We start from the raw sequence: 18,062 nt of genomic DNA on the forward strand, positions 1-18,062 counted from the left end.
GTTGGACGAATAAAATTGTGTTATCCTTTCCCCACGTTATAGCAAGCCCTGCACCGTGGTTCGTAACTCTCTTTCTCACCTAAAAGTACCGTATTTTCATCGGCTACAGTGCGGTAGCTATAAAGCGCCGGATTGCCACAACAAACACAAACCGCATTTACTTTGGTAACATGCTCGGCGATGGCCATTAAAGCGGGCATCGGGCCGAAAGGCTTACCGGTGAAGTCCATATCCAATCCGGCAACAATGACACGGATGCCTTTAAGTGCCAGTTTATTACACACCTCAGGCAATTCATTATCGAAGAACTGTGCCTCATCTATACCTACCACCTGTGTATTGGCTCCCAACAACAAAATTGCTGAAGCACTTTCTACCGGTGTTGAGCTTATGGAGTTTAAATCGTGCGAAACTACCGCAGATTCATGATAGCGGGTATCGGTGCGGGGTTTAAAGATTTCGACATTTAACTTAGCAATCTGGGCGCGTTTTAATCTGCGGATCAGCTCTTCAGTTTTTCCGGAAAACATTGAACCACATACAACTTCAATACTTCCTGAAAACTCGCCCCTTCTCCTAAAATTTTGTTCGCTGAATAACATGCCCTGCCTGATGTGTGTCCTATTAATTTTAAACCGAACAAATATGAGAATTATGTGTTATTTTTGAAGACATAGTTACCAACATAAATCAGCAAATTTTTCGTTTAAAGTATATGATGAACCAACAGGATATCTTCAAAAAAGTCGGCAATATTTTAAGAGAACTTAACGAGCAATATCAGTTTCTTGCTCAAAATCCAACTCAGTTAAATGATCTGGAACTTGAATTATTCCTGGCGAATGCTGATTTCCTGGCAGATCATGTCCGGATTGTACAAAAACTAAATGCTGCGGTAGAGAAAGCTGCGCCACATCCGGCCCATGCACTTCTTGAAGAACAGAACACCATCGTCCTTCCTCAAAGTCCAGTGCAAACAATACCGGAAAAGGAACCTGTTGAACTGGAAGAGCTGGAGGAAATTGCCACAGCCGAAGAGCAGGAAGAACGTGTTGACGTAACACCTGCACAAGAGCTGTTTGATGATGAGACCATAGAAGAAGAGCTGGCAGAGCAGGTACTTGAAAAGGATTTTTTTAAACCTGATCAGGAAGACCATAGCTTTGAATTTATTCTGGGTAATCATAGTGAGGAAGACCAGTTTGATTATGAAGCCAAATCTGTGGAGGAGATTTTTGACAGGCCTTTGAGTAAGGCTGAAGAAGAGATTCTGGCACAGAAGAAAAGAATTCATCAGCAAGATGAAATAGCTTCAAGTGCTCCTGGTTTGGTGAGTAATGTGGAGGACGATGAGATCGGTCCGGAGCCTTTTCTGATTTCGCATGAAGAAGATATTCAACCGGAAGTGCAACTGCCAAAGGTTGAAGTGCCAAAGGTTGAAGTTTCAGAGGTTGAATTGCCAAAAGCAGAAGTGAAAACAGAACCGGTTTTACCAGTGGAAGAGCCGGTCAGTGTTAAGACCGAACCTATTGCCGCTTTGCGCAACGTGGAAATGGACGAACCCATTATTTCTCCTCGGGTGGCAGAAAAACCTATTTTTACACCTGAAGCCATTCCGGTGAAACCTGTAGCACAACCTATCTCATCCACGCCTGCACCAAGTCTGAATGACCTCCTGGCCAAAACCAACGCCAAAGAAAATGAAGCTGTAAAATCACCTATTGCGGATTTAAAACAGGGCATCAGTATAAATGAGAAGTTACTTTTCATCAGAGAACTTTTCAAAGGTTATAACCTGGCCTATTCTGAAGCAATTGATATCGTAAATAAAATGAATTCTTTCGAAGCTGCCGATAGCTTTCTGCAAAGTAATTACGCGGTTAAGAATGACTGGGCGAGTAAACAGGCTACGGTTGATCAGTTCTACGAATTATTGAACAGAAGGTTTAGTCGTTAAGCCAGTGGCCTAAAAGAATCCCATCCGGTTCGAATCGAGCTTAAGAAAAATAAATAACAAAATGGTGAAACTCCAGAGTGAGGAGCCGCCATAACTGATCAGCGGTAGCGGTATCCCGATTACCGGGATAATTCCGATGGTCATTCCAATATTGATGAAAATATGGAAAAACAGGATACAGGCCACACTGTAACCATAAACCCGGGAAAAAGTAGATCGTTGCCTTTCTGCCAGATTGATTAATCTCAGCAGCAGAAAAATATATAACCCAATCACGACTGAACAACCTGCAAAGCCCCACTCTTCACCAATAGTAGAAAAGATGAAGTCGGTACTTTGTTCGGGAACGTAGCCATATTTGGTTTGTGTGCCTTCCAGAAATCCGCGCCCGGTTGCCTGGCCTGAGCCTATGGCTATCTGCGATTGAATCACATTATATCCTGCCCCTTTGTTATCTGTTTTCAGGCCCAGCATCAATTCAATACGGCTTCTTTGGTGTGGTGCCAACACTTTCTCGTAGGCTACTTTAATCAGAAACAGGTATCCGATTGCAAAGGCTGCAACAATGATGGTTGAAAAGATGATTTTTTGTTTTCGCCTGTTATTGTAGATAAACAGCCCGGCAATAATTGTAATGATGGTAATGAGGATGTAGGTAGGAACCAGGAAATCGGCAACAAACAGCACAATCATCCCCAGAAATATTAACAGGAAGTAGCCTGATAATCCTTCACGGTAAAGTGGGAACATAAAGGCCAGGAACACCAATGCAGAACCTGTATCGGGCTGAAGCATGATTAATAATAAAGGTGCCCCCACAATCAGTGCTGCGATGGCAATTGATTTAAAATCGCGGAATTTCGGATTAAAAGCACCTACATATCTTGCTAGCAGCAAGGCCGTACCAAACTTGGCAAACTCGGCAGGTTGTAATTTGAATGAACCTATGGCAATCCAGGCCTGGTTTCCCGCTACCTTATTACCGATCACCAGTACCGCAAGTAATAAAATCAGGGTTCCGCCATATATGAAAGGCGAAAAAACGTTAAACAACCTTCCGTCAAACAGTAATATTGATAAACCTAATACCAGCCCACTAATAATGTAAATCAGCTGTTTTCCATAACTGCTACTGAAATCGAAACCAACTTTATCAGGGTTGTAGATAGATGCATAGATATTTACAAAACCAATCGCGCAGAGTGCAATATAGATTAATACCGTAATCCAATCTACGTTAAAGAAAAACCGGTTGGTCTGTTGCTGCTGTTGCATTATTTTTTACCGCTGTTTTGTATTTGTTTATCTGTAAGTTGTACTGTTAGCGGACGTTTTTGTGTGGCCGCTTTAATTCTCAGGCTATCATTTGTCCGTTTTGCCGAGTCAGCCTTTTTGATGGATAGGCTGTCAGTTTTAGTTAGTTTCGGTTTTTTAGATTTATCGATGAGGGCAGGTAGGAGATTTTGTTTTTTCATCCATTCCACTTGTGCCGACCTTGCGCCGGTTACATTTCCTTTAATGTATTTTTCAATCATATAACTGGCAATTGGTGCAGCATATGTACTTCCATAACCTGCATTTTCCACAATTACTGCAATTGCGATTTTTGGATTATCCCGGGGGGCAAAGCCAATAAATACCGAGTGGTTTTTACCGTGTGGATTTTGTACCGTTCCAGTTTTGCCACACAATAAAATGTCTGGAATACGCGATAATGTAGCGGTTCCCCATCCACTGTTTACACAATCCTGCATACCATCAATTACAGGCGTAAAGTATTTGGCGTCAACACCCACATAGTTTTTCTCTACGTATTCCTTTTTAATTCTATCGCCCATGGCTTTAATTAAATGCGGTTTGATATAGTAACCCCTATTGGCAATAATGGCCATGGCATTGGCAATTTGAAGCGGAGTAGCGGTAATTTCACCCTGTCCGATGGCCTGCGAAATCACGGTAGTATAACCCCATCTTTTACCATAGATTTTATCATAATGGTCGGCATTATAAAAATAACCCTCTTTTTCAAAAGGAAGGTCGATATCCAGTTTTTGCCCGAATCCAAATTTGGCAATTTTATCACGCCAGTCCTGATAAGTTTGGCGTTGCGCTTTCATCCCGTTTCTGGTGATGAGTTTCTGAAAGACATGGCAGAAATAGGTGTTGCAGGAGCGGGCAATACCCCGGCGCATGCTGATGTTTCCGTCTACGTGCTCGCACTTCACTTTATGGTTGCCGGCCATATAGTAGCCTGGACAATTAAAAGTCATGTTTTCATCCACCACGCCCTCTTGTAGGGCCAGTAAGGCATCAATTGGCTTAAATGATGAACCCGGAGGGTATTTACCCTGTATCGGACGAACGATCGACGGCTTATATGGATTACTGATCAGGCCCATGTAGTTATTTCCCTGACTGCGGCCAACCAGTAAATTCGGGTCGTAGCCGGGGCTGCTCACAAAAGCAAGTACTTCACCTGTTGCCGGTTCAATGGCAACAATAGCTCCAACTTTATTGTTCATCAGCTGCTCACCCAGTTTTTGGATGCGGATATCGATACCGGAAATTAAACGTTCTCCAGATACGGCATTGATATCATATTTTCCATCGGCATAGCTGCCCTGTGGCGTGTTATGTACATCGTAAATGGTATTAACAACCCCTTTTTCGCCTCTTAAGGTTTCTTCGTATGATCTCTCCAAACCACTTTTTCCTTTATAATCGCCGGGCTTGTAAAAGCCTTCTGATCGTGCAATATCTGCACTGTCTACTTCTTTCACATATCCGAAAAGCTGACCTCCCACACTATCAGGATAATGCCTGATGGTCCGATCCTGAGTAGAGAATCCAGGGAAACGGTACATAATTTCCTGCAAGCGGGCATAGCTTTGTACTGAGATCTGCTTTACGAAAGGGGTAGCCTGGTAGTTGGATTTTGCCTTGGCACGGCGCATAAACTTACGTGCATCGGCCATGGTAATTTCCAGCGCATTGGCCAGGGTCAGCGTATCGAAAGCTTTGACTTCGTTAGGAATAACCATTAGATCATAAACTGGCTCATTTTGTACGATTACCTTGCCGTTACGATCTAATATGGCACCCCGGGCAGGATATTTAAATTTCTTTTTAAGCACATTACTTTCGGCAGAAACGAAAGCTTTGTCGCTGATAATCTGTATGTAGAAAAGTTTACCTAATAAAATAAGTGCAATGACGATGAATAATCCTTGAACGATATATTTTCGGTTGAATAGTTGATCCATTAGCGGGATGATCTTTTATAGAAAATTGATTCTACTAAATAAATAATAATCAATGTAAAGATACAACTTAAGCCGCATCTCATTAAGGTGTAACCAATTTCAGTTAGCCTAAATGTTTCTAAAAAGAACAGCACTAAATGATGCGTAATTACACAAAGGAGTGCGTAAAGAGAAAACCATTGAAAACCCATATAACTTAACGATGGTTCAGGGTCGTCAATTGCATCACGGTTTAAACTGATGGAAATAAAAGATATGCGTACAAATGCAAGCGCTACACAAGCGGTGGCGTGCACGCCCATGGTGTCGTAAAAAGCATCAAGGGTTAAACCAGTTCCGAACGCCAGTAGATACAATAAAATATTCGGTATTTCGAAAGGCAGCAGCATGATAAACAACACATAAATGAATGGTGTAGACAGGTCATAGAAACCCATGTTCTTGAGCAGGAAAATCTGCACAAAAAGAAGGATGACCCACCTGATTACATTTACAATGATAATTCTACTATTCATTTGGTTTAACTAAACTTTCTAAAGCTTTCTGTTCGTCTGCATGTTTATCTTTCACCACATATACATACTGTAAAGTTGCAAAATCGGTAAATAAATTTACTTCTCCCGACAAGAAATTATCGTTGGTTGCTACATTTGGTTTTAAAATTTTACCTACCAGAATGCCTGCGGGAAAGGAGCCAAAACCCGACGTTACAATGCTGTCGCCAACATTCATTTTGATGTGGTTGGGTACTTCTTTGATGAAGGCTTTTCTGATGTCGAAATTGGCGTCTCCCCAAACGAGTGATCCTAATGCATTGTTCTTTTTTAAGGTTACACTGATGCGGGTATCTTTATGCAGTAAAGATTGTATTGTGGCAAGGTGTTCTGAAACATCGCGTATGAAACCCACTACACCTCTTTGAGGAGCGATTACCGCCATACCGTTCTTAATCCCATCAATGCTTCCTTTATTGATAGTCATGACGTTGTTTCGCAGTGTTATGGAATTCTTTACCACTTTAGCCGCGAGATAGGTATACTGCTGATGTGTTATCGTATCAATTACTTTAACATCTTTCGAGGTATCAGCAGTGGTAATGCGCAGTAGCTGGGTTTTTAAACGGGCATTTTCGGCCGCCAGACTATCATTCACCATCCCAAGGTTTAAATATCTTTTAAAAACATTTAAACGTTCATAAGCGTTGCCTACTACCTCATTCGATGAATTCAGGGTTACACTTCGCTGGTATGCATTATTTTTGATGGTCAGATAAACCCCGATCACAAAAAAGATGATAAACAAGAAAAATGCGTTGTATCTGCTGATGAAAATCCAAAGGTTACGCATTGCGATTAAGATTTGAGACAGGAGAGTTGAGATATGAGATTCGGGATTTTTTCTCAAATCTCATATCTGACCTCTCACATCTGTTTTACTGCATTAAGAATTTATAACCGCCAATGTTTTTAAGGGCGATACCGGTACCACGAACTACCGCACGAAGTGGATCTTCGGCTACGTGAACGGGTAATTTGGTTTTAGCAGCAACACGTTTATCCAAACCTCTTAATAGTGCACCACCACCAGTTAAATAAATACCGGTTTGGTAAATATCTGCTGAAAGTTCCGGAGGAGTAATCTCTAATGCTTTTAAGATTGCTTCTTCAATTTTGGAAATTGATTTATCCAGACAGTGGGCAATTTCTGTATAGGATACGGTAATCTGTTTTGGAACACCAGTCATCAAATCACGGCCCTGAACAGCAAAATCTGCTGGAGCATCCTGTAATTCAGGTAAAGCAGCACCTACTTCAATTTTAATTTTCTCTGCGGTACGGTCACCAATCATAATGTTATGCTGACGACGGATATAATTTACGATATCAGAGTCAAAGTTGTCTCCCGCCACGCGGATAGACTGGTCGCACACAATACCTGATAATGCGATAACCGCAATTTCAGTTGTACCACCGCCGATATCGATAATCATGTTACCCATAGGCTCTTCTACGTCGATACCGATACCTACAGCGGCTGCCATTGGCTCATGGATCAGGTAAACTTCTTTAGCGCCTGCAATTTCAGCAGAGTCGCGCACAGCACGTTTCTCTACTTCAGTGATACCCGAAGGAATACAGATGACCATACGTAAAGATGGAAACATCCAGCCTTTACCGCCATTGAGCATCCGGATCATGCCTTTAATCATCGCTTCTGCAGCGTTGAAATCGGCAATTACCCCATCCTTCAGTGGGCGAACAGTTTTAATATTATCGTGGGTTTTACCCTCCATTTGCATGGCCTGACGGCCGATGGCAATAACTTTGTTTGTAGTACGATCGAAAGCAACGATTGATGGTTCATCCACCACTACTTTGTCGTTATGTATAATCAGGGTATTCGCAGTGCCTAAGTCGATGGCCACTTCTTGCGTAAACCAGTTGAATAATCCCATGTATGAGTTATGATTTCTTAAATAGTTAAATATCTACCTATTCTTAAATGTAAAAATAGGCTTTTTATTGCTTTAAGTATTATTTTCTTTAGCGAATAAGCTAAAAGATCAGTCAGAAAGACTAAAGATGACAACAATGCGCGTCAATGCTTTAGTCTTTCTGCTTCAGCTCAAAACTAGTGCTTAAAGTGTCGTACTCCGGTTGTTACCATTGCTATGCCTTTTTCATTTGCTTTCGCTACTGAATCAGCATCTTTAATAGAACCACCTGGCTGTAATACGGCCGTGATACCTGCATCTGCAGCAATCTCCACACAATCAGGGAAAGGGAAGAAGGCATCAGACGCCATAGCACTTCCTTTAACGCTAAAGCCAAATGAAGCTGCTTTTTCGATGGCTTGTCTCAAGGCATCAACGCGTGAGGTTTGACCCACACCGCTTGCAATCAGCACATCATCTTTAACCAACACAATGGTGTTTGATTTGGTATGCTTTACAATTTTATTAGCGAAGTGTAAATCTTTTAGTTCCTGAGCTGTCGGTGCTTTTTCTGTAACAGTAGTCATTTGCTCAGGGCCTTCGATAATTAGATCTTTATCCTGCTCAATCACTCCGTTTAGTAAGGTTTTGAATTGTTTTTTGCTCAGCTCAACATCATTACGTTGCAAAATCACGCGGTTTTTCTTTTTGCTGAACAACTCAACAGCTTCTGGCTGATAGGATGGAGCAATCAATACTTCGAAAAACAGGTTGTTGATTTCTTCTGCAGTTGCCAGATCAACTTCAACATTGGTAATCAGTACACCGCCGAAAGCTGAAACAGGATCGCATGCTAATGCATCAATCCACGCTTGTTTAACCGTTGGACGGGAAGCAATACCGCAGGCATTTGTATGTTTTAAGATGGCGAAGGTTGGATCTTCAAATTCATCAATTAAAGCTACAGCCGCATCAACATCAACCAGATTGTTATATGAAAGTTCTTTTCCGTTTAGTTTAGTAAACATGGCATCTAAATCGCCATAGAATACGGCCCCCTGATGAGGGTTTTCGCCATAACGTAAGGTTTTCGCTTCGGCAACGCTTTGTTTAAAAACATCAAGTGGTTCTTCCTCGTTAAAATAATTGAAGATGGCTGTATCGTAATGAGATGAGGTATGGAATGCTTTTTTGGCATAAGCTTTACGTTGAGCCAAAGTAGTTTCGCCATTTTGCTCTTCCAGCTGCGCCTGTAAAGTAGGGTAGTCGTTTTTAGAAGCAAGGATGACCACGTCATTGAAGTTTTTTGCAGCAGCACGAATTAACGAGATGCCACCAATATCGATTTTTTCAATGATTTCTTCAGGTGTTCCGCCAGCCTTAACGGTTTCCTCGAAAGGATATAGGTCAACAATTACCAAGTCAATCTCAGGAATTTCATAAGTTGCAATTTGCTCCTGATCGCCCGCTAAACCTCTGCGGTTTAAAATGCCGCCAAAAACTTTTGGGTGTAATGTTTTAACGCGGCCACCTAAAATAGAGGGATAACCTGTTAAATCTTCAACAGCCGTAACTGGTAAATCTAAATCTTTGATAAATTGTTCTGTACCGCCGGTAGAGAATAACCGCACACCTTGGGCGGCCAATAATTTTACCAATGGTGCTAAACCATCTTTATAATATACTGAAATTAAAGCGTTTTTGATTTTAATGGTTTGACTCATTCTACTGTAAATTTTGAGCCGCAAAGGTAGTAAAACAGTATTGTTTTTTTATAATGTTTGCCGGTAAAAAAAGTGTGTGTTTTAGTGTATTACGCTGATGTGTTTTTTAGGCCGTTGGCTATTTATTTTTTTACCTTTTTTACCAGCGTTTCAATTACCCTTGGGTAGTGAAGGTGCTCCAGTTGCTGGCCTTTAAATTTGACCATCTCCAGGTTATCACCCTTTTCTATTTTATATTTTGCCTGATAAATGTATTCTCCTTCATCGTAGTTTTCATCAACATAATGGATGGTAATGCCGCCTTCACTTTCGCCTGCTTCAATCACTGCGTTGTGTACGTTGTCGCCATACATGCCTTTGCCCCCGAATTTTGGTAAAATGGCCGGGTGGATATTTACAATTCTGCCCGGGTATGCGGCAATCAGGTTTTTAGGAATGAGCCATAAAAAGCCTGCCAGGACGATAAAGTCGATGTCCAGGTTTTTAAGCAGATCGATCACATCATCAGTTTTGGTGAATTCGTGCCTGTCGAATATGTGGCTGGGAATTTCAAAATTATCGGCTCTTTGAAGAACATAGGCATCGGGATTATTGGTGAGTACCAATACGATTTCTATTTCATTGCTCCTTTTAAAATGCTCCATCAGTTTTTGGGCGTTCGACCCTGAACCAGAAGCGAAGATGGCTATTCGTTTTTTCACTCGATAATCGTTTTCTCCAAAAATAGTATTTTTAGGTATGTTTTTGTTATTGAAACCGATTTTTATTGCCTTTAGGTTCGGATGAAATTTTGCAGGCAATCATTTGAAAAGGTTCGGCTTTAATTTTGATGTCAGCACGTTCTTTTTTATTACCGGGCTAAAGTGGTATGAATGACGAAATTTAATGTATTTTTGTGCCTCGCAATGAGGGGGTTATTTTATTTAATAAAAAAACAAAATTGTTTTGTGTTTTAAAAAGATTAACTCTATATTTGCAACCCGAATTAAAGGAAACGAATAAGAAAAATAAAAGGCTAAATAGAAATGGCAAATCATAAATCTTCATTAAAAAGAATTAGAGCAAACGCAACAAAACGTTTACGTAACAGATATCAGGCAAAAACTACACGTACTTTCATCAAAAGATTACGTGCTGCAGAAGATAAAAAATCTGCATCAGATTTATTGCCTAAAGTGATCTCTATGTTAGATCGTTTAGCTAAAAAGAACATCATTCACAAAAACAAAGCAGCTAACAACAAATCGAAATTAACGAAATTCGTTAACGGTTTAGCATAGTCTACTTTTACAATATAAGGAACGGCACTAATTTTATTGGTGCCGTTTTTTTGTATGGTAAATAATTTATTTTTTACGATATTAGTGAAAGCATCCCAGCCAAAAGTTGGGATGCTTTTTTTTTGTCTGAAAATTTATGGAAGATTACGATCAAAAACTCGGAATAAAACTTTGGGCTGAGGAAGACCGCCCACGTGAAAAACTGCTGGTTAACGGACGGAGGCATTTAACTGATGCGGAGTTGATTGCTATATTAATTGGTTCAGGCAATAAAAATGAAACCGCTGTCGACCTCAGCAAACGGATCCTGGCTTTCTATGACAATAACCTCAGTAAGTTAGGAAAGGCATCAGTTCAGGAGCTTTCTAAATTTAAAGGGATTGGTGAAGCCAAGGCAATTTCAATAGTCGCAGCGCTGGAGCTTGGCTTGAGAAGAAGGGAAAGCCAGGATGAACAACGCATTCAGGTTACCTCATCAGGCGATGTGCATAAATTTCTCTATCAAACTTTCAGGGATCTTAACCATGAAGAGTTCTGGATTTTATTGCTCAATCGTTCCAATCACATCATTGGTAAGCACCTTATCAGCAAAGGGGGGCAGGCGGGTACCGTTGCAGATCCGAAAATCATCTTTAAGGTTGCGCTTGAAAATAACGCTGCCAATATCGTGTTAGCACATAACCATCCCTCGGGTAATTTAAAGCCCAGCGACAGCGACAACAAACTCACCCGTGATTTGGTTGCCTCCGGCCTGATGCTGGGTCTTTATGTAATTGATCACCTCATTTTTGCCAGTCAGCATTATTACAGCTATAAGGATGAGGATGTGATTTAAACAAATCGATGAGCAGCCAGATAGTGTTTTATAACAATTTGACTACTTAAAATACAGTTAATACTAAATGAGTATTATTGGAAAATAAAAAAAACATGAAAGCTTTAAAAATCATCTTATCATTACTACTGATTTGTCATTTTGCATTTGCCCAGAAAATTGCCAGGCCAATTAATATCATCACCTATAATATTCGTTTAAATGTAGCGTCAGATGGTGTGAATGCCTGGCCAAACCGAAAAGACCAGGTAAAGGCGCTGGTTAAATTTCACGATGCCGATATTCTGTGTGTACAGGAAGCTTTGCCCGAACAATTTGATGCTTTGCTTGAAGATTCGGGGTTTGATGTAGTAGGCGTTGGAAGGGATGATGGCAAGCGCAAAGGAGAATTTTCTGCCGTGTATTTTGATAAAGAAAGGTTTACCAAAAAAGAGGGTGGTACTTTCTGGCTTTCAGAAACCCCTGATGTGCCATCAAAGGGTTGGGATGCTGCTTTGAATCGCGTTTGTAGCTGGGCAAGACTGTACGACAACGCCAACAAAAAAGAATTTCTGGTTTTTAATACACACTATGATCACATTGGAGTGAAAGCAAGGATTGAATCGGCAAAGTTATTAAAACAAAAAATACAGCAGATTGCACCAACGTTGCCAGTTATATTTACCGGCGATTTAAACGTAACACCGGAAACTGAAGCCATTTCAACAATAAAATCATTTTTAACCGACGCCAAAGAGGTGAGTAAAGAACCTGCCTATGGGCCGGATGGAACGTTTAATGCTTTTGATTTTAATAGCGATTTAAAAAACCGGATTGATTATATATTTGTAAATAAAGGATTTAAAGTGCAAAAGTTCGCCGTATTATCTGACAGTAAAGATAAAAGGTATCCTTCAGATCACTTGCCTGTTTTTGCACGACTATGGTTTTAACTGCATGCTATTGAAAGCCAATTCTGTTTTTCCTTTTCAGTTCGAATTGTTTGGTAATTTATACCATTACCATTACTTGTTTGAGACCCTGGCATTTATTATTGGTGTTCGTGTGTATTATTATCTGAAAAAGGGTCTTGCCGACCCTATATCTGATGAAAATCGGTTATGGATTATGCTCGGGGCAATGTTAGGGGCATTAATTGGCTCCCGTTTGGTAGCGGTTTTAGAAACCCCTCAGGCTTTAGCACACTTAACTTTATCCGTTTTATATCAAAGCAAAACCATAGTCGGGGGATTAATGGGAGGATTGTTTGGTGTCGAAATTATTAAAAAGATTATCGGAGTAAACATAGCTTCGGGCGATATCTATGTTGTTCCTATTTTAGTGGCATTATTTGTGGGCAGGATAGGGTGTTTTTCTATGGGGATTGATGAGCCCACTTATGGAACCGAAACCTCATCATTTTTGGGCATGGATTTAGGCGATGGGCTGAAGCGGCATCCCATCATGCTGTATGAAATGTTCTACCTGGTTTTATTGTTTTTCTTATTTAGGTTAATCAAAAACGCAAGCCTTATCAATGGCGATCGTTTTAAATTGTTCATGGTAATGTATTTCCTTTTTAGGTTTCTGATTGAGTTTATTAAACCTTATCAACCATTATGCTTACATTTAAGTAGTATTCACTGGTCGGCAATAGTGATTTTTATTTATTATTATAAATTCATCTTCAGGATGGTGGATTCTATTTTTATCAAAAACAGGCAGCATGGCTAATACTAGAGATTATATTTATTACGATTATACCAAGAGTCTTTGTCCGGAATGTTTAATGCTCTGCGATGCTAAAATCGTTTTTCAGGATGCAAAGGTTTTTATGCTGAAGAATTGTAAAACGCATGGGGATAGCAAGGTAATGATTGCCGATGATGTGGAGTATTACAAACAGATCAGAAACTATAACAAGCAATCGGAAATGCCCTTGAAGTTCAATACCAGGGTACATTACGGCTGTCCGTACGATTGTGGTTTATGTACCGACCATGAGCAGCACTCTTGTTTAACGGTTCTTGAAGTTACTGATCGTTGTAATCTGGCTTGTCCAACCTGCTATGCCATGTCCTCGCCGCATTATGGCCGGCACCGTACCCTGGAAGAAATTGAACGCATGATGGATGTAGTGGTTGCTAATGAAGGTGAACCTGACGTGGTTCAGCTTTCGGGAGGCGAACCAACTGTTCATCCGGATTTTTTCAAGATATTAGACCTGGCCAAAACAAAGCCTATCAAACATTTAATGGTAAATACAAATGGTATCCGGATTGCAAAAGACATATCGTTTGTTGAGAAGCTGGCCTCTTATATGCCCGACTTCGAAATTTACCTCCAGTTCGATAGTTTTAGTCCGGAGGTGCTAACCAGATTACGGGGCGAGGATTTAACAGATGTCAGAAAAAAAGCCATCGAACATTTAAATCAATTTAACGTATCTACCACTTTGGTGGTTACTTTGCAAAAGGGATTGAACGATCATGAAATTGGTGATATTCTGGATTTTGCACTTAAGCAACGATGTGTTCGCGGGGTAACTTTTCAGCCTACACAGGTTGCCGGCCGCAATGATGATTACAACGATCAGAAGGGGAGGATTACTTTAACTGAGGTTCGTAGAAAAATTTATGAACAATATCCGGTTTTTACCCCTCAGGACTTAATTCCGGTTCCATGCAATCCTGATGCATTGTGTATGGCCTATGCCTTAAAAATTGGAGATGAGGTAATTCCAATGACCCATTTGATTAACCCTGAAGACTTACTCAACAACTCTAAGAATACGATTGTTTTTGAGCACGATGAAAAGCTAAAAGATCACATGTTAAACTTGTTTAGTACTGGCGTTTCTGTAGATTGCGCAGAAGGAACTTTCGGCGAACTGATGTGTTGTTTACCCAGGGTTAAGTCAGATCACTTAAGCTACGATAACCTGTTTCGCATCATCATCATGAATTTCATGGATGCGCTTGATTTCGATGTGAGAGCAGTTAAAAAATCATGTGTCCACATCGTGAGTGATAAGTATAAGATGGTACCTTTTGAAACGATGAATATTTTTTATCGCGATCATAAAATAGATGCCATCAGGGAAAAATTAAATATGAATTGATATGCTCATTATACTGTTATTCTTATATGGCCTGGCTATAATCGGTTTATTTATTGGCGGTATTATTACCATTATTGTGAAATCCTCGAACAACCGACCTACAAAACCGGGTGTTCAGATGCTGATCGCCTCTGTGATACTGGTGGTGATTGGTGGAGGGGCTTGCGCGGTACTGCTTGCTAATAGCTAAATAGCGGTAGCCTGGCTCATTTAGCTAAAATCAGCTTTGATATATTAAATTTTGATCTCCTTATTGTATCAACTTTTGAGGTTTGGCTTTCTGCTTTGACCTTTAAATAATATCTTTGCGTTTTATAATTCCGGAAACAGACTAGCGGCGCTTTTTAGTCTCCAATCTAATATCCGGAATCTCAAATCTAAATAGATGAAAATATCATACAACTGGTTAAAGCAATTCGTTCAAATAGATAAAACGCCACAGGAACTTTCGTTAATTTTAACCAACGTAGGTTTAGAGGTTGAAAGTGTAGATCAGGTTCAGCCTGTAGTGGGTGGTTTGGAAGGCCTGGTTATTGGCGAAGTTTTAACCTGCGTACAACACCCTAACGCAGATCGTTTGCGCATCACTACGGTAAATGTTGGCGGAAAAGAAAATCTTCAAATTGTTTGCGGCGCACCCAATGTTGGAGCCGGACAAAAAGTTGTGGTAGCAACAGTGGGCACAACCGTTTATCCTTTAGAGGGAGAGCCTTTTAAAATCAAAGAATCCAAAATCAGGGGTGAATTGTCTCAGGGAATGATTTGTGCTGAAGATGAAATTGGTTTAGGCAAATCTCACGATGGCATTATGATTCTGGCAGAAGATACCGAAGTTGGCATCAGGGCAAAAGATCATTTTCAAATGGAGGATGACTATGTATTTGAGATTGGATTAACTCCAAACCGTGCTGATGCGGCTTCACATCTTGGTGTGGCAAGGGATTTGGCAGCTTATTTCAGAAGTGAGTATGAAATGCCGGATCTTTCGGCTTTCAAAACAGATAACGAGAATCTGGTTATCCCTGTGGAAGTAGAAGATTCAGCGGCCTGCCCACGTTACAGTAGTGTAACGATTTCGGGAGTAACCGTAAGCGAATCGCCAGAGTGGTTAAAAGATAAACTAAAAATCATTGGACTTCGTCCGATTAATAATGTTGTTGACATTACTAACTATGTACTACATGGTTTAGGTCAGCCCTTACATGCCTTCGATGCAGATAAAATTGCTGGTGGAAAGGTTATGGTTAAAAAAGTAGCAGAAGGGACGCCTTTCGTTACTTTGGATGATGTGGAACGCAAGCTAAGTGCAGATGATTTAATGATTTGCAATGCCGAGGCACCCATGTGCATTGCAGGTGTTTTCGGTGGTAAAACTTCGGGCGTTGATACAGGTACTAAAAATGTTTTCCTGGAAAGCGCTTACTTCAATTCGGTTTCTGTTCGTAAAACTGCAAAAAGACATGGTTTAAAGACTGATGCTTCTTTCCGTTTTGAGCGTGGAACAGATCCTGAAATTACCGTTACGGCACTTAAATATGCAGCACTTTTAATTAAAGAAATTGCGGGTGGTGAAATTTCATCATCAATATCTGATATTTATCCAGATCATATTCGTCCGTTTGAGTTCGAGGTAAGCTACACCAATATCAACAAGTTAATCGGAGCAAACATACCTGCTACGGAAATCAAACATATAATTACTGCACTTGGTATCACTGCAACCAGTACTTCTGAAGATACTTTAGCCTTAAGGGTTCCATCTTTTAAGGTTGATGTTACACGTGAATGTGATATCACCGAAGAGGTTTTACGCATTTACGGCTACAACAATATCGAGATTCCATCTAAGGTAAATGCATCACTCTCGTACAGTGTGAAGCCAGAGAAAGAAAATACACACAATGTAATTGCGGATATGCTGACAGCTAATGGCTACGCGGAAATTATGTGTAATTCCTTAACCAGGTCAGCTTACTCGAAAAATCTTGACGAGGCTGTTTTCATCTTAAATCCCTTAAGCAGTGATTTAAATGTAATGCGTCAAAACCTGCTAATGCCTGTGCTGGAGAGTGTAGCTTACAACCAGAACCGTAAAAATGCAGATGTTAAGTTTTATGAGTTTGGCAAAACCTATCATTTAATTAATGAAAAGTATGTGGAGCGTCCGCGTTTAATGCTTTTAATTTCAGGAGCTAAGCAAGGGGAACAATGGAATCAGAATTCTAAATCTGTTACCTTTTATAATTTAAAATCGGCTGTTGATGCCATTGTATCACGTTTGGGTATCTCAGGTTTTCAAACCGACACTTTAAACGATGAGAACTTCGCTTATGGGATCAGGTATTTCCGCGGAGATAAATCGATCGTTAATTTTGGCGCTGCTACTAAAGCCGATCGTAAAGTTGCCGATGTAAATGCAGAGGTTTTTTATGCTGATTTTGATTGGGCTTCCATTCTTGACATCGTTAAGAAGAATAAAATCGTGAATAAAGAGGTTTCTAAGTACCCTCAGGTACGCAGGGATTTATCGTTGCTGATTGATCAGGCGGTAACCTTTGATACGCTGAAAGGCATAGCTTTCAAAACGGATAAAAAACTGATTAAAGAAGTTGGTGTATTTGATGTGTACGTGGGCGATAAATTACCTGAAGGTAAAAAATCATATGCATTAAACTTCATTTTGCAGGATGAAGAGCAAACCCTTACAGATAAGCAGATTGACAATACCATGCAGAAGCTAATTGCGAATTTAACGCAGCAAGCTGGTGCAGAAATTAGGAAATAAAATATAAATTCGTATTTTTAGAAAATAAATCCATGGCTTCTGTTGCAGATCAATTAGATAAAGTATTACAAAAAACAGCTCAGTTAATTGAGTTATGTGGTGCTTTGCAGGAAGAAAGTGATTTATTAAGGCTTGAAAATCAATCGTTAAAAGTTGCGCTCGATACGGCCAGAGTTAAAAATGTAGACCTTGAAGAAAAGTTAAGGGTTACCAAACTGGCCAAAAGTATTGAAGGAACAAGTGAGAAATCGCTTGACATTAAACAAAAAATTAACGATTTTGTGCGGGAGATTGATAAAAGTATCGCATTATTAAAGAAATAAAATGATGCGTGGAAATCAGAAACTAAGCTAACAAATGGGAGAAATCTCGATTAAAATAACCATTTCCGACCGTATTTATCCCTTAAAGGTGAATACTGAAGAGGAAGAAATTGTGAGGCGGGCAGCCAAAATGATCAATGAGCGCATAAAAGATTATCAGGATAATTATGCGGTTAGGGATAAGCAGGATCTTCTTTCTATGGCAGTGTTGCATTACGCCACTGCGGTATTAAGAACTGAAAACAAAGTACAAAGCCAGGATACTGCTGTTGCCGATAAAGTCGAAGAATTGGATGTTTTACTCAATGGTTTCTTTACAAAATAAAAGGTTCGTTCTTTTAAAGTAATCGTTTTCGGGCCT

Annotated in this window: 18 protein-coding genes; 10 read left to right on the forward strand and 8 right to left on the reverse strand. The window is 40.2% G+C overall.

What is annotated here, in order from left to right; genetic code table 11:
- Window positions 1-20: 20 nt before the first annotated feature.
- Window positions 21-602 (reverse strand): thymidine kinase, encoded by a 582-nt coding sequence (locus tag R2Q80_RS01790; RefSeq protein WP_047798157.1) that lies wholly within the window; start codon window positions 600-602, stop codon window positions 21-23.
- 113 nt (window positions 603-715) lie between these two features.
- Between R2Q80_RS01790 and R2Q80_RS01795 the strand changes: the two genes are divergently transcribed.
- Window positions 716-1,957 (forward strand): hypothetical protein, encoded by a 1,242-nt coding sequence (locus tag R2Q80_RS01795; protein WP_316797948.1) that lies wholly within the window; start codon window positions 716-718, stop codon window positions 1,955-1,957.
- A gap of 9 nt (window positions 1,958-1,966) precedes the next feature.
- On the opposite strand, the gene rodA is transcribed toward R2Q80_RS01795, so the two are convergent.
- The 7 genes from rodA to purN all read right to left on the reverse strand — a co-directional run bounded on the left by rodA (window position 1,967) and on the right by purN (window position 10,079).
- Window positions 1,967-3,232: a rod shape-determining protein RodA gene (gene rodA, locus R2Q80_RS01800; RefSeq protein WP_316797949.1), complete on the reverse strand. Its 1,266-nt coding sequence runs from the start codon at window positions 3,230-3,232 to the stop codon at window positions 1,967-1,969.
- Entirely contained in the window at window positions 3,232-5,220 is a 1,989-nt protein-coding gene (gene mrdA / locus R2Q80_RS01805) for a penicillin-binding protein 2 (protein WP_316797950.1), read from the reverse strand. Before mrdA ends, rodA begins: the two co-directional genes overlap by 1 nt.
- The gene (locus tag R2Q80_RS01810; RefSeq protein ID WP_047798153.1) at window positions 5,220-5,735 is read right to left on the reverse strand and encodes a hypothetical protein; all 516 of its coding nucleotides are present in this window, start codon (window positions 5,733-5,735) and stop codon (window positions 5,220-5,222) included. The genes mrdA and R2Q80_RS01810 overlap by 1 nt, the downstream gene beginning before the upstream one ends.
- Window positions 5,728-6,567, reverse strand: coding sequence for a rod shape-determining protein MreC (gene mreC, locus R2Q80_RS01815; protein ID WP_047798152.1), 840 nt, complete (start codon window positions 6,565-6,567; stop codon window positions 5,728-5,730). The genes R2Q80_RS01810 and mreC overlap by 8 nt, the downstream gene beginning before the upstream one ends.
- Before the next feature lie 85 nt (window positions 6,568-6,652).
- On the reverse strand, window positions 6,653-7,675 hold the full coding sequence (locus R2Q80_RS01820; RefSeq protein ID WP_010601761.1) for a rod shape-determining protein: 1,023 nt from the start codon (window positions 7,673-7,675) through the stop codon (window positions 6,653-6,655).
- Between the two features lie 176 nt (window positions 7,676-7,851).
- Window positions 7,852-9,378, reverse strand: a complete 1,527-nt coding sequence (gene purH, locus R2Q80_RS01825; RefSeq protein ID WP_316797951.1) for a bifunctional phosphoribosylaminoimidazolecarboxamide formyltransferase/IMP cyclohydrolase — start codon at window positions 9,376-9,378, stop codon at window positions 7,852-7,854.
- A gap of 122 nt (window positions 9,379-9,500) precedes the next feature.
- On the reverse strand, window positions 9,501-10,079 hold the full coding sequence (gene purN / locus R2Q80_RS01830; protein WP_316797952.1) for a phosphoribosylglycinamide formyltransferase: 579 nt from the start codon (window positions 10,077-10,079) through the stop codon (window positions 9,501-9,503).
- A gap of 324 nt (window positions 10,080-10,403) precedes the next feature.
- Here purN and rpsT point away from each other — a divergent pair, with 324 nt between their 5' ends.
- From rpsT to R2Q80_RS01875, 9 genes are all read left to right on the forward strand, one after another.
- Window positions 10,404-10,658, forward strand: coding sequence for a 30S ribosomal protein S20 (gene rpsT / locus R2Q80_RS01835; protein WP_010603296.1), 255 nt, complete (start codon window positions 10,404-10,406; stop codon window positions 10,656-10,658).
- A 136-nt stretch (window positions 10,659-10,794) separates the two neighbouring features.
- Window positions 10,795-11,493, forward strand: a complete 699-nt coding sequence (radC, locus tag R2Q80_RS01840) for a RadC family protein (protein ID WP_316797953.1) — start codon at window positions 10,795-10,797, stop codon at window positions 11,491-11,493.
- Window positions 11,494-11,588: 95 nt separating this feature from the next.
- Entirely contained in the window at window positions 11,589-12,425 is an 837-nt protein-coding gene (locus R2Q80_RS01845) for an endonuclease/exonuclease/phosphatase family protein (RefSeq protein ID WP_316797954.1), read from the forward strand.
- A 10-nt stretch (window positions 12,426-12,435) separates the two neighbouring features.
- A complete protein-coding gene (locus tag R2Q80_RS01850; protein WP_316797955.1) occupies window positions 12,436-13,206 on the forward strand; it encodes a prolipoprotein diacylglyceryl transferase in 771 nt (256 codons plus the stop codon).
- Complete coding sequence (locus R2Q80_RS01855) at window positions 13,199-14,593, forward strand: radical SAM protein (protein WP_316797956.1); 1,395 nt, start codon at window positions 13,199-13,201, stop codon at window positions 14,591-14,593. The genes R2Q80_RS01850 and R2Q80_RS01855 overlap by 8 nt, the downstream gene beginning before the upstream one ends.
- A 1-nt stretch (window position 14,594) precedes the next feature.
- On the forward strand, window positions 14,595-14,783 hold the full coding sequence (locus R2Q80_RS01860) for a hypothetical protein (RefSeq protein ID WP_316797957.1): 189 nt from the start codon (window positions 14,595-14,597) through the stop codon (window positions 14,781-14,783).
- Window positions 14,784-14,978: 195 nt separating this feature from the next.
- The gene (gene pheT / locus R2Q80_RS01865) at window positions 14,979-17,378 is read left to right on the forward strand and encodes a phenylalanine--tRNA ligase subunit beta (protein ID WP_316797958.1); all 2,400 of its coding nucleotides are present in this window, start codon (window positions 14,979-14,981) and stop codon (window positions 17,376-17,378) included.
- A 32-nt stretch (window positions 17,379-17,410) separates the two neighbouring features.
- Window positions 17,411-17,701 carry a hypothetical protein gene (locus R2Q80_RS01870; protein ID WP_316797959.1) on the forward strand — a complete coding sequence of 97 codons (291 nt, stop codon included), beginning with the start codon at window positions 17,411-17,413 and terminating at the stop codon, window positions 17,699-17,701.
- Between the two features lie 34 nt (window positions 17,702-17,735).
- Window positions 17,736-18,026 carry a cell division protein ZapA gene (locus R2Q80_RS01875; protein WP_231425028.1) on the forward strand — a complete coding sequence of 97 codons (291 nt, stop codon included), beginning with the start codon at window positions 17,736-17,738 and terminating at the stop codon, window positions 18,024-18,026.
- Window positions 18,027-18,062 lie beyond the last annotated feature (36 nt).

Source organism: Pedobacter frigidisoli (assembly GCF_032678525.1).
In the GTDB taxonomy this organism is placed as follows: Bacteria; Bacteroidota; Bacteroidia; order Sphingobacteriales; family Sphingobacteriaceae; genus Pedobacter; species Pedobacter frigidisoli_A.

Excerpts from the sequence above, each read along its gene's own strand:
- R2Q80_RS01790 (WP_047798157.1), bottom strand. The coding sequence starts at position 602 with ATGTTATTCAGCGAACAAAATTTTAGGAGAAGGGGCGAGTTTTCAGGA.
- R2Q80_RS01795 (WP_316797948.1), top strand. The coding sequence starts at position 716 with ATGATGAACCAACAGGATATCTTCAAAAAAGTCGGCAATATTTTAAGA.
- rodA (WP_316797949.1), bottom strand. The coding sequence starts at position 3,232 with ATGCAACAGCAGCAACAGACCAACCGGTTTTTCTTTAACGTAGATTGG.
- mrdA (WP_316797950.1), bottom strand. The coding sequence starts at position 5,220 with ATGGATCAACTATTCAACCGAAAATATATCGTTCAAGGATTATTCATC.
- R2Q80_RS01810 (WP_047798153.1), bottom strand. The coding sequence starts at position 5,735 with ATGAATAGTAGAATTATCATTGTAAATGTAATCAGGTGGGTCATCCTT.
- mreC (WP_047798152.1), bottom strand. The coding sequence starts at position 6,567 with ATGCGTAACCTTTGGATTTTCATCAGCAGATACAACGCATTTTTCTTG.
- R2Q80_RS01820 (WP_010601761.1), bottom strand. The coding sequence starts at position 7,675 with ATGGGATTATTCAACTGGTTTACGCAAGAAGTGGCCATCGACTTAGGC.
- purH (WP_316797951.1), bottom strand. The coding sequence starts at position 9,378 with ATGAGTCAAACCATTAAAATCAAAAACGCTTTAATTTCAGTATATTAT.
- rpsT (WP_010603296.1), top strand. The coding sequence starts at position 10,404 with ATGGCAAATCATAAATCTTCATTAAAAAGAATTAGAGCAAACGCAACA.
- radC (WP_316797953.1), top strand. The coding sequence starts at position 10,795 with ATGGAAGATTACGATCAAAAACTCGGAATAAAACTTTGGGCTGAGGAA.
- R2Q80_RS01845 (WP_316797954.1), top strand. The coding sequence starts at position 11,589 with ATGAAAGCTTTAAAAATCATCTTATCATTACTACTGATTTGTCATTTT.
- R2Q80_RS01855 (WP_316797956.1), top strand. The coding sequence starts at position 13,199 with ATGGCTAATACTAGAGATTATATTTATTACGATTATACCAAGAGTCTT.
- R2Q80_RS01860 (WP_316797957.1), top strand. The coding sequence starts at position 14,595 with ATGCTCATTATACTGTTATTCTTATATGGCCTGGCTATAATCGGTTTA.
- pheT (WP_316797958.1), top strand. The coding sequence starts at position 14,979 with ATGAAAATATCATACAACTGGTTAAAGCAATTCGTTCAAATAGATAAA.
- R2Q80_RS01870 (WP_316797959.1), top strand. The coding sequence starts at position 17,411 with ATGGCTTCTGTTGCAGATCAATTAGATAAAGTATTACAAAAAACAGCT.
- R2Q80_RS01875 (WP_231425028.1), top strand. The coding sequence starts at position 17,736 with ATGGGAGAAATCTCGATTAAAATAACCATTTCCGACCGTATTTATCCC.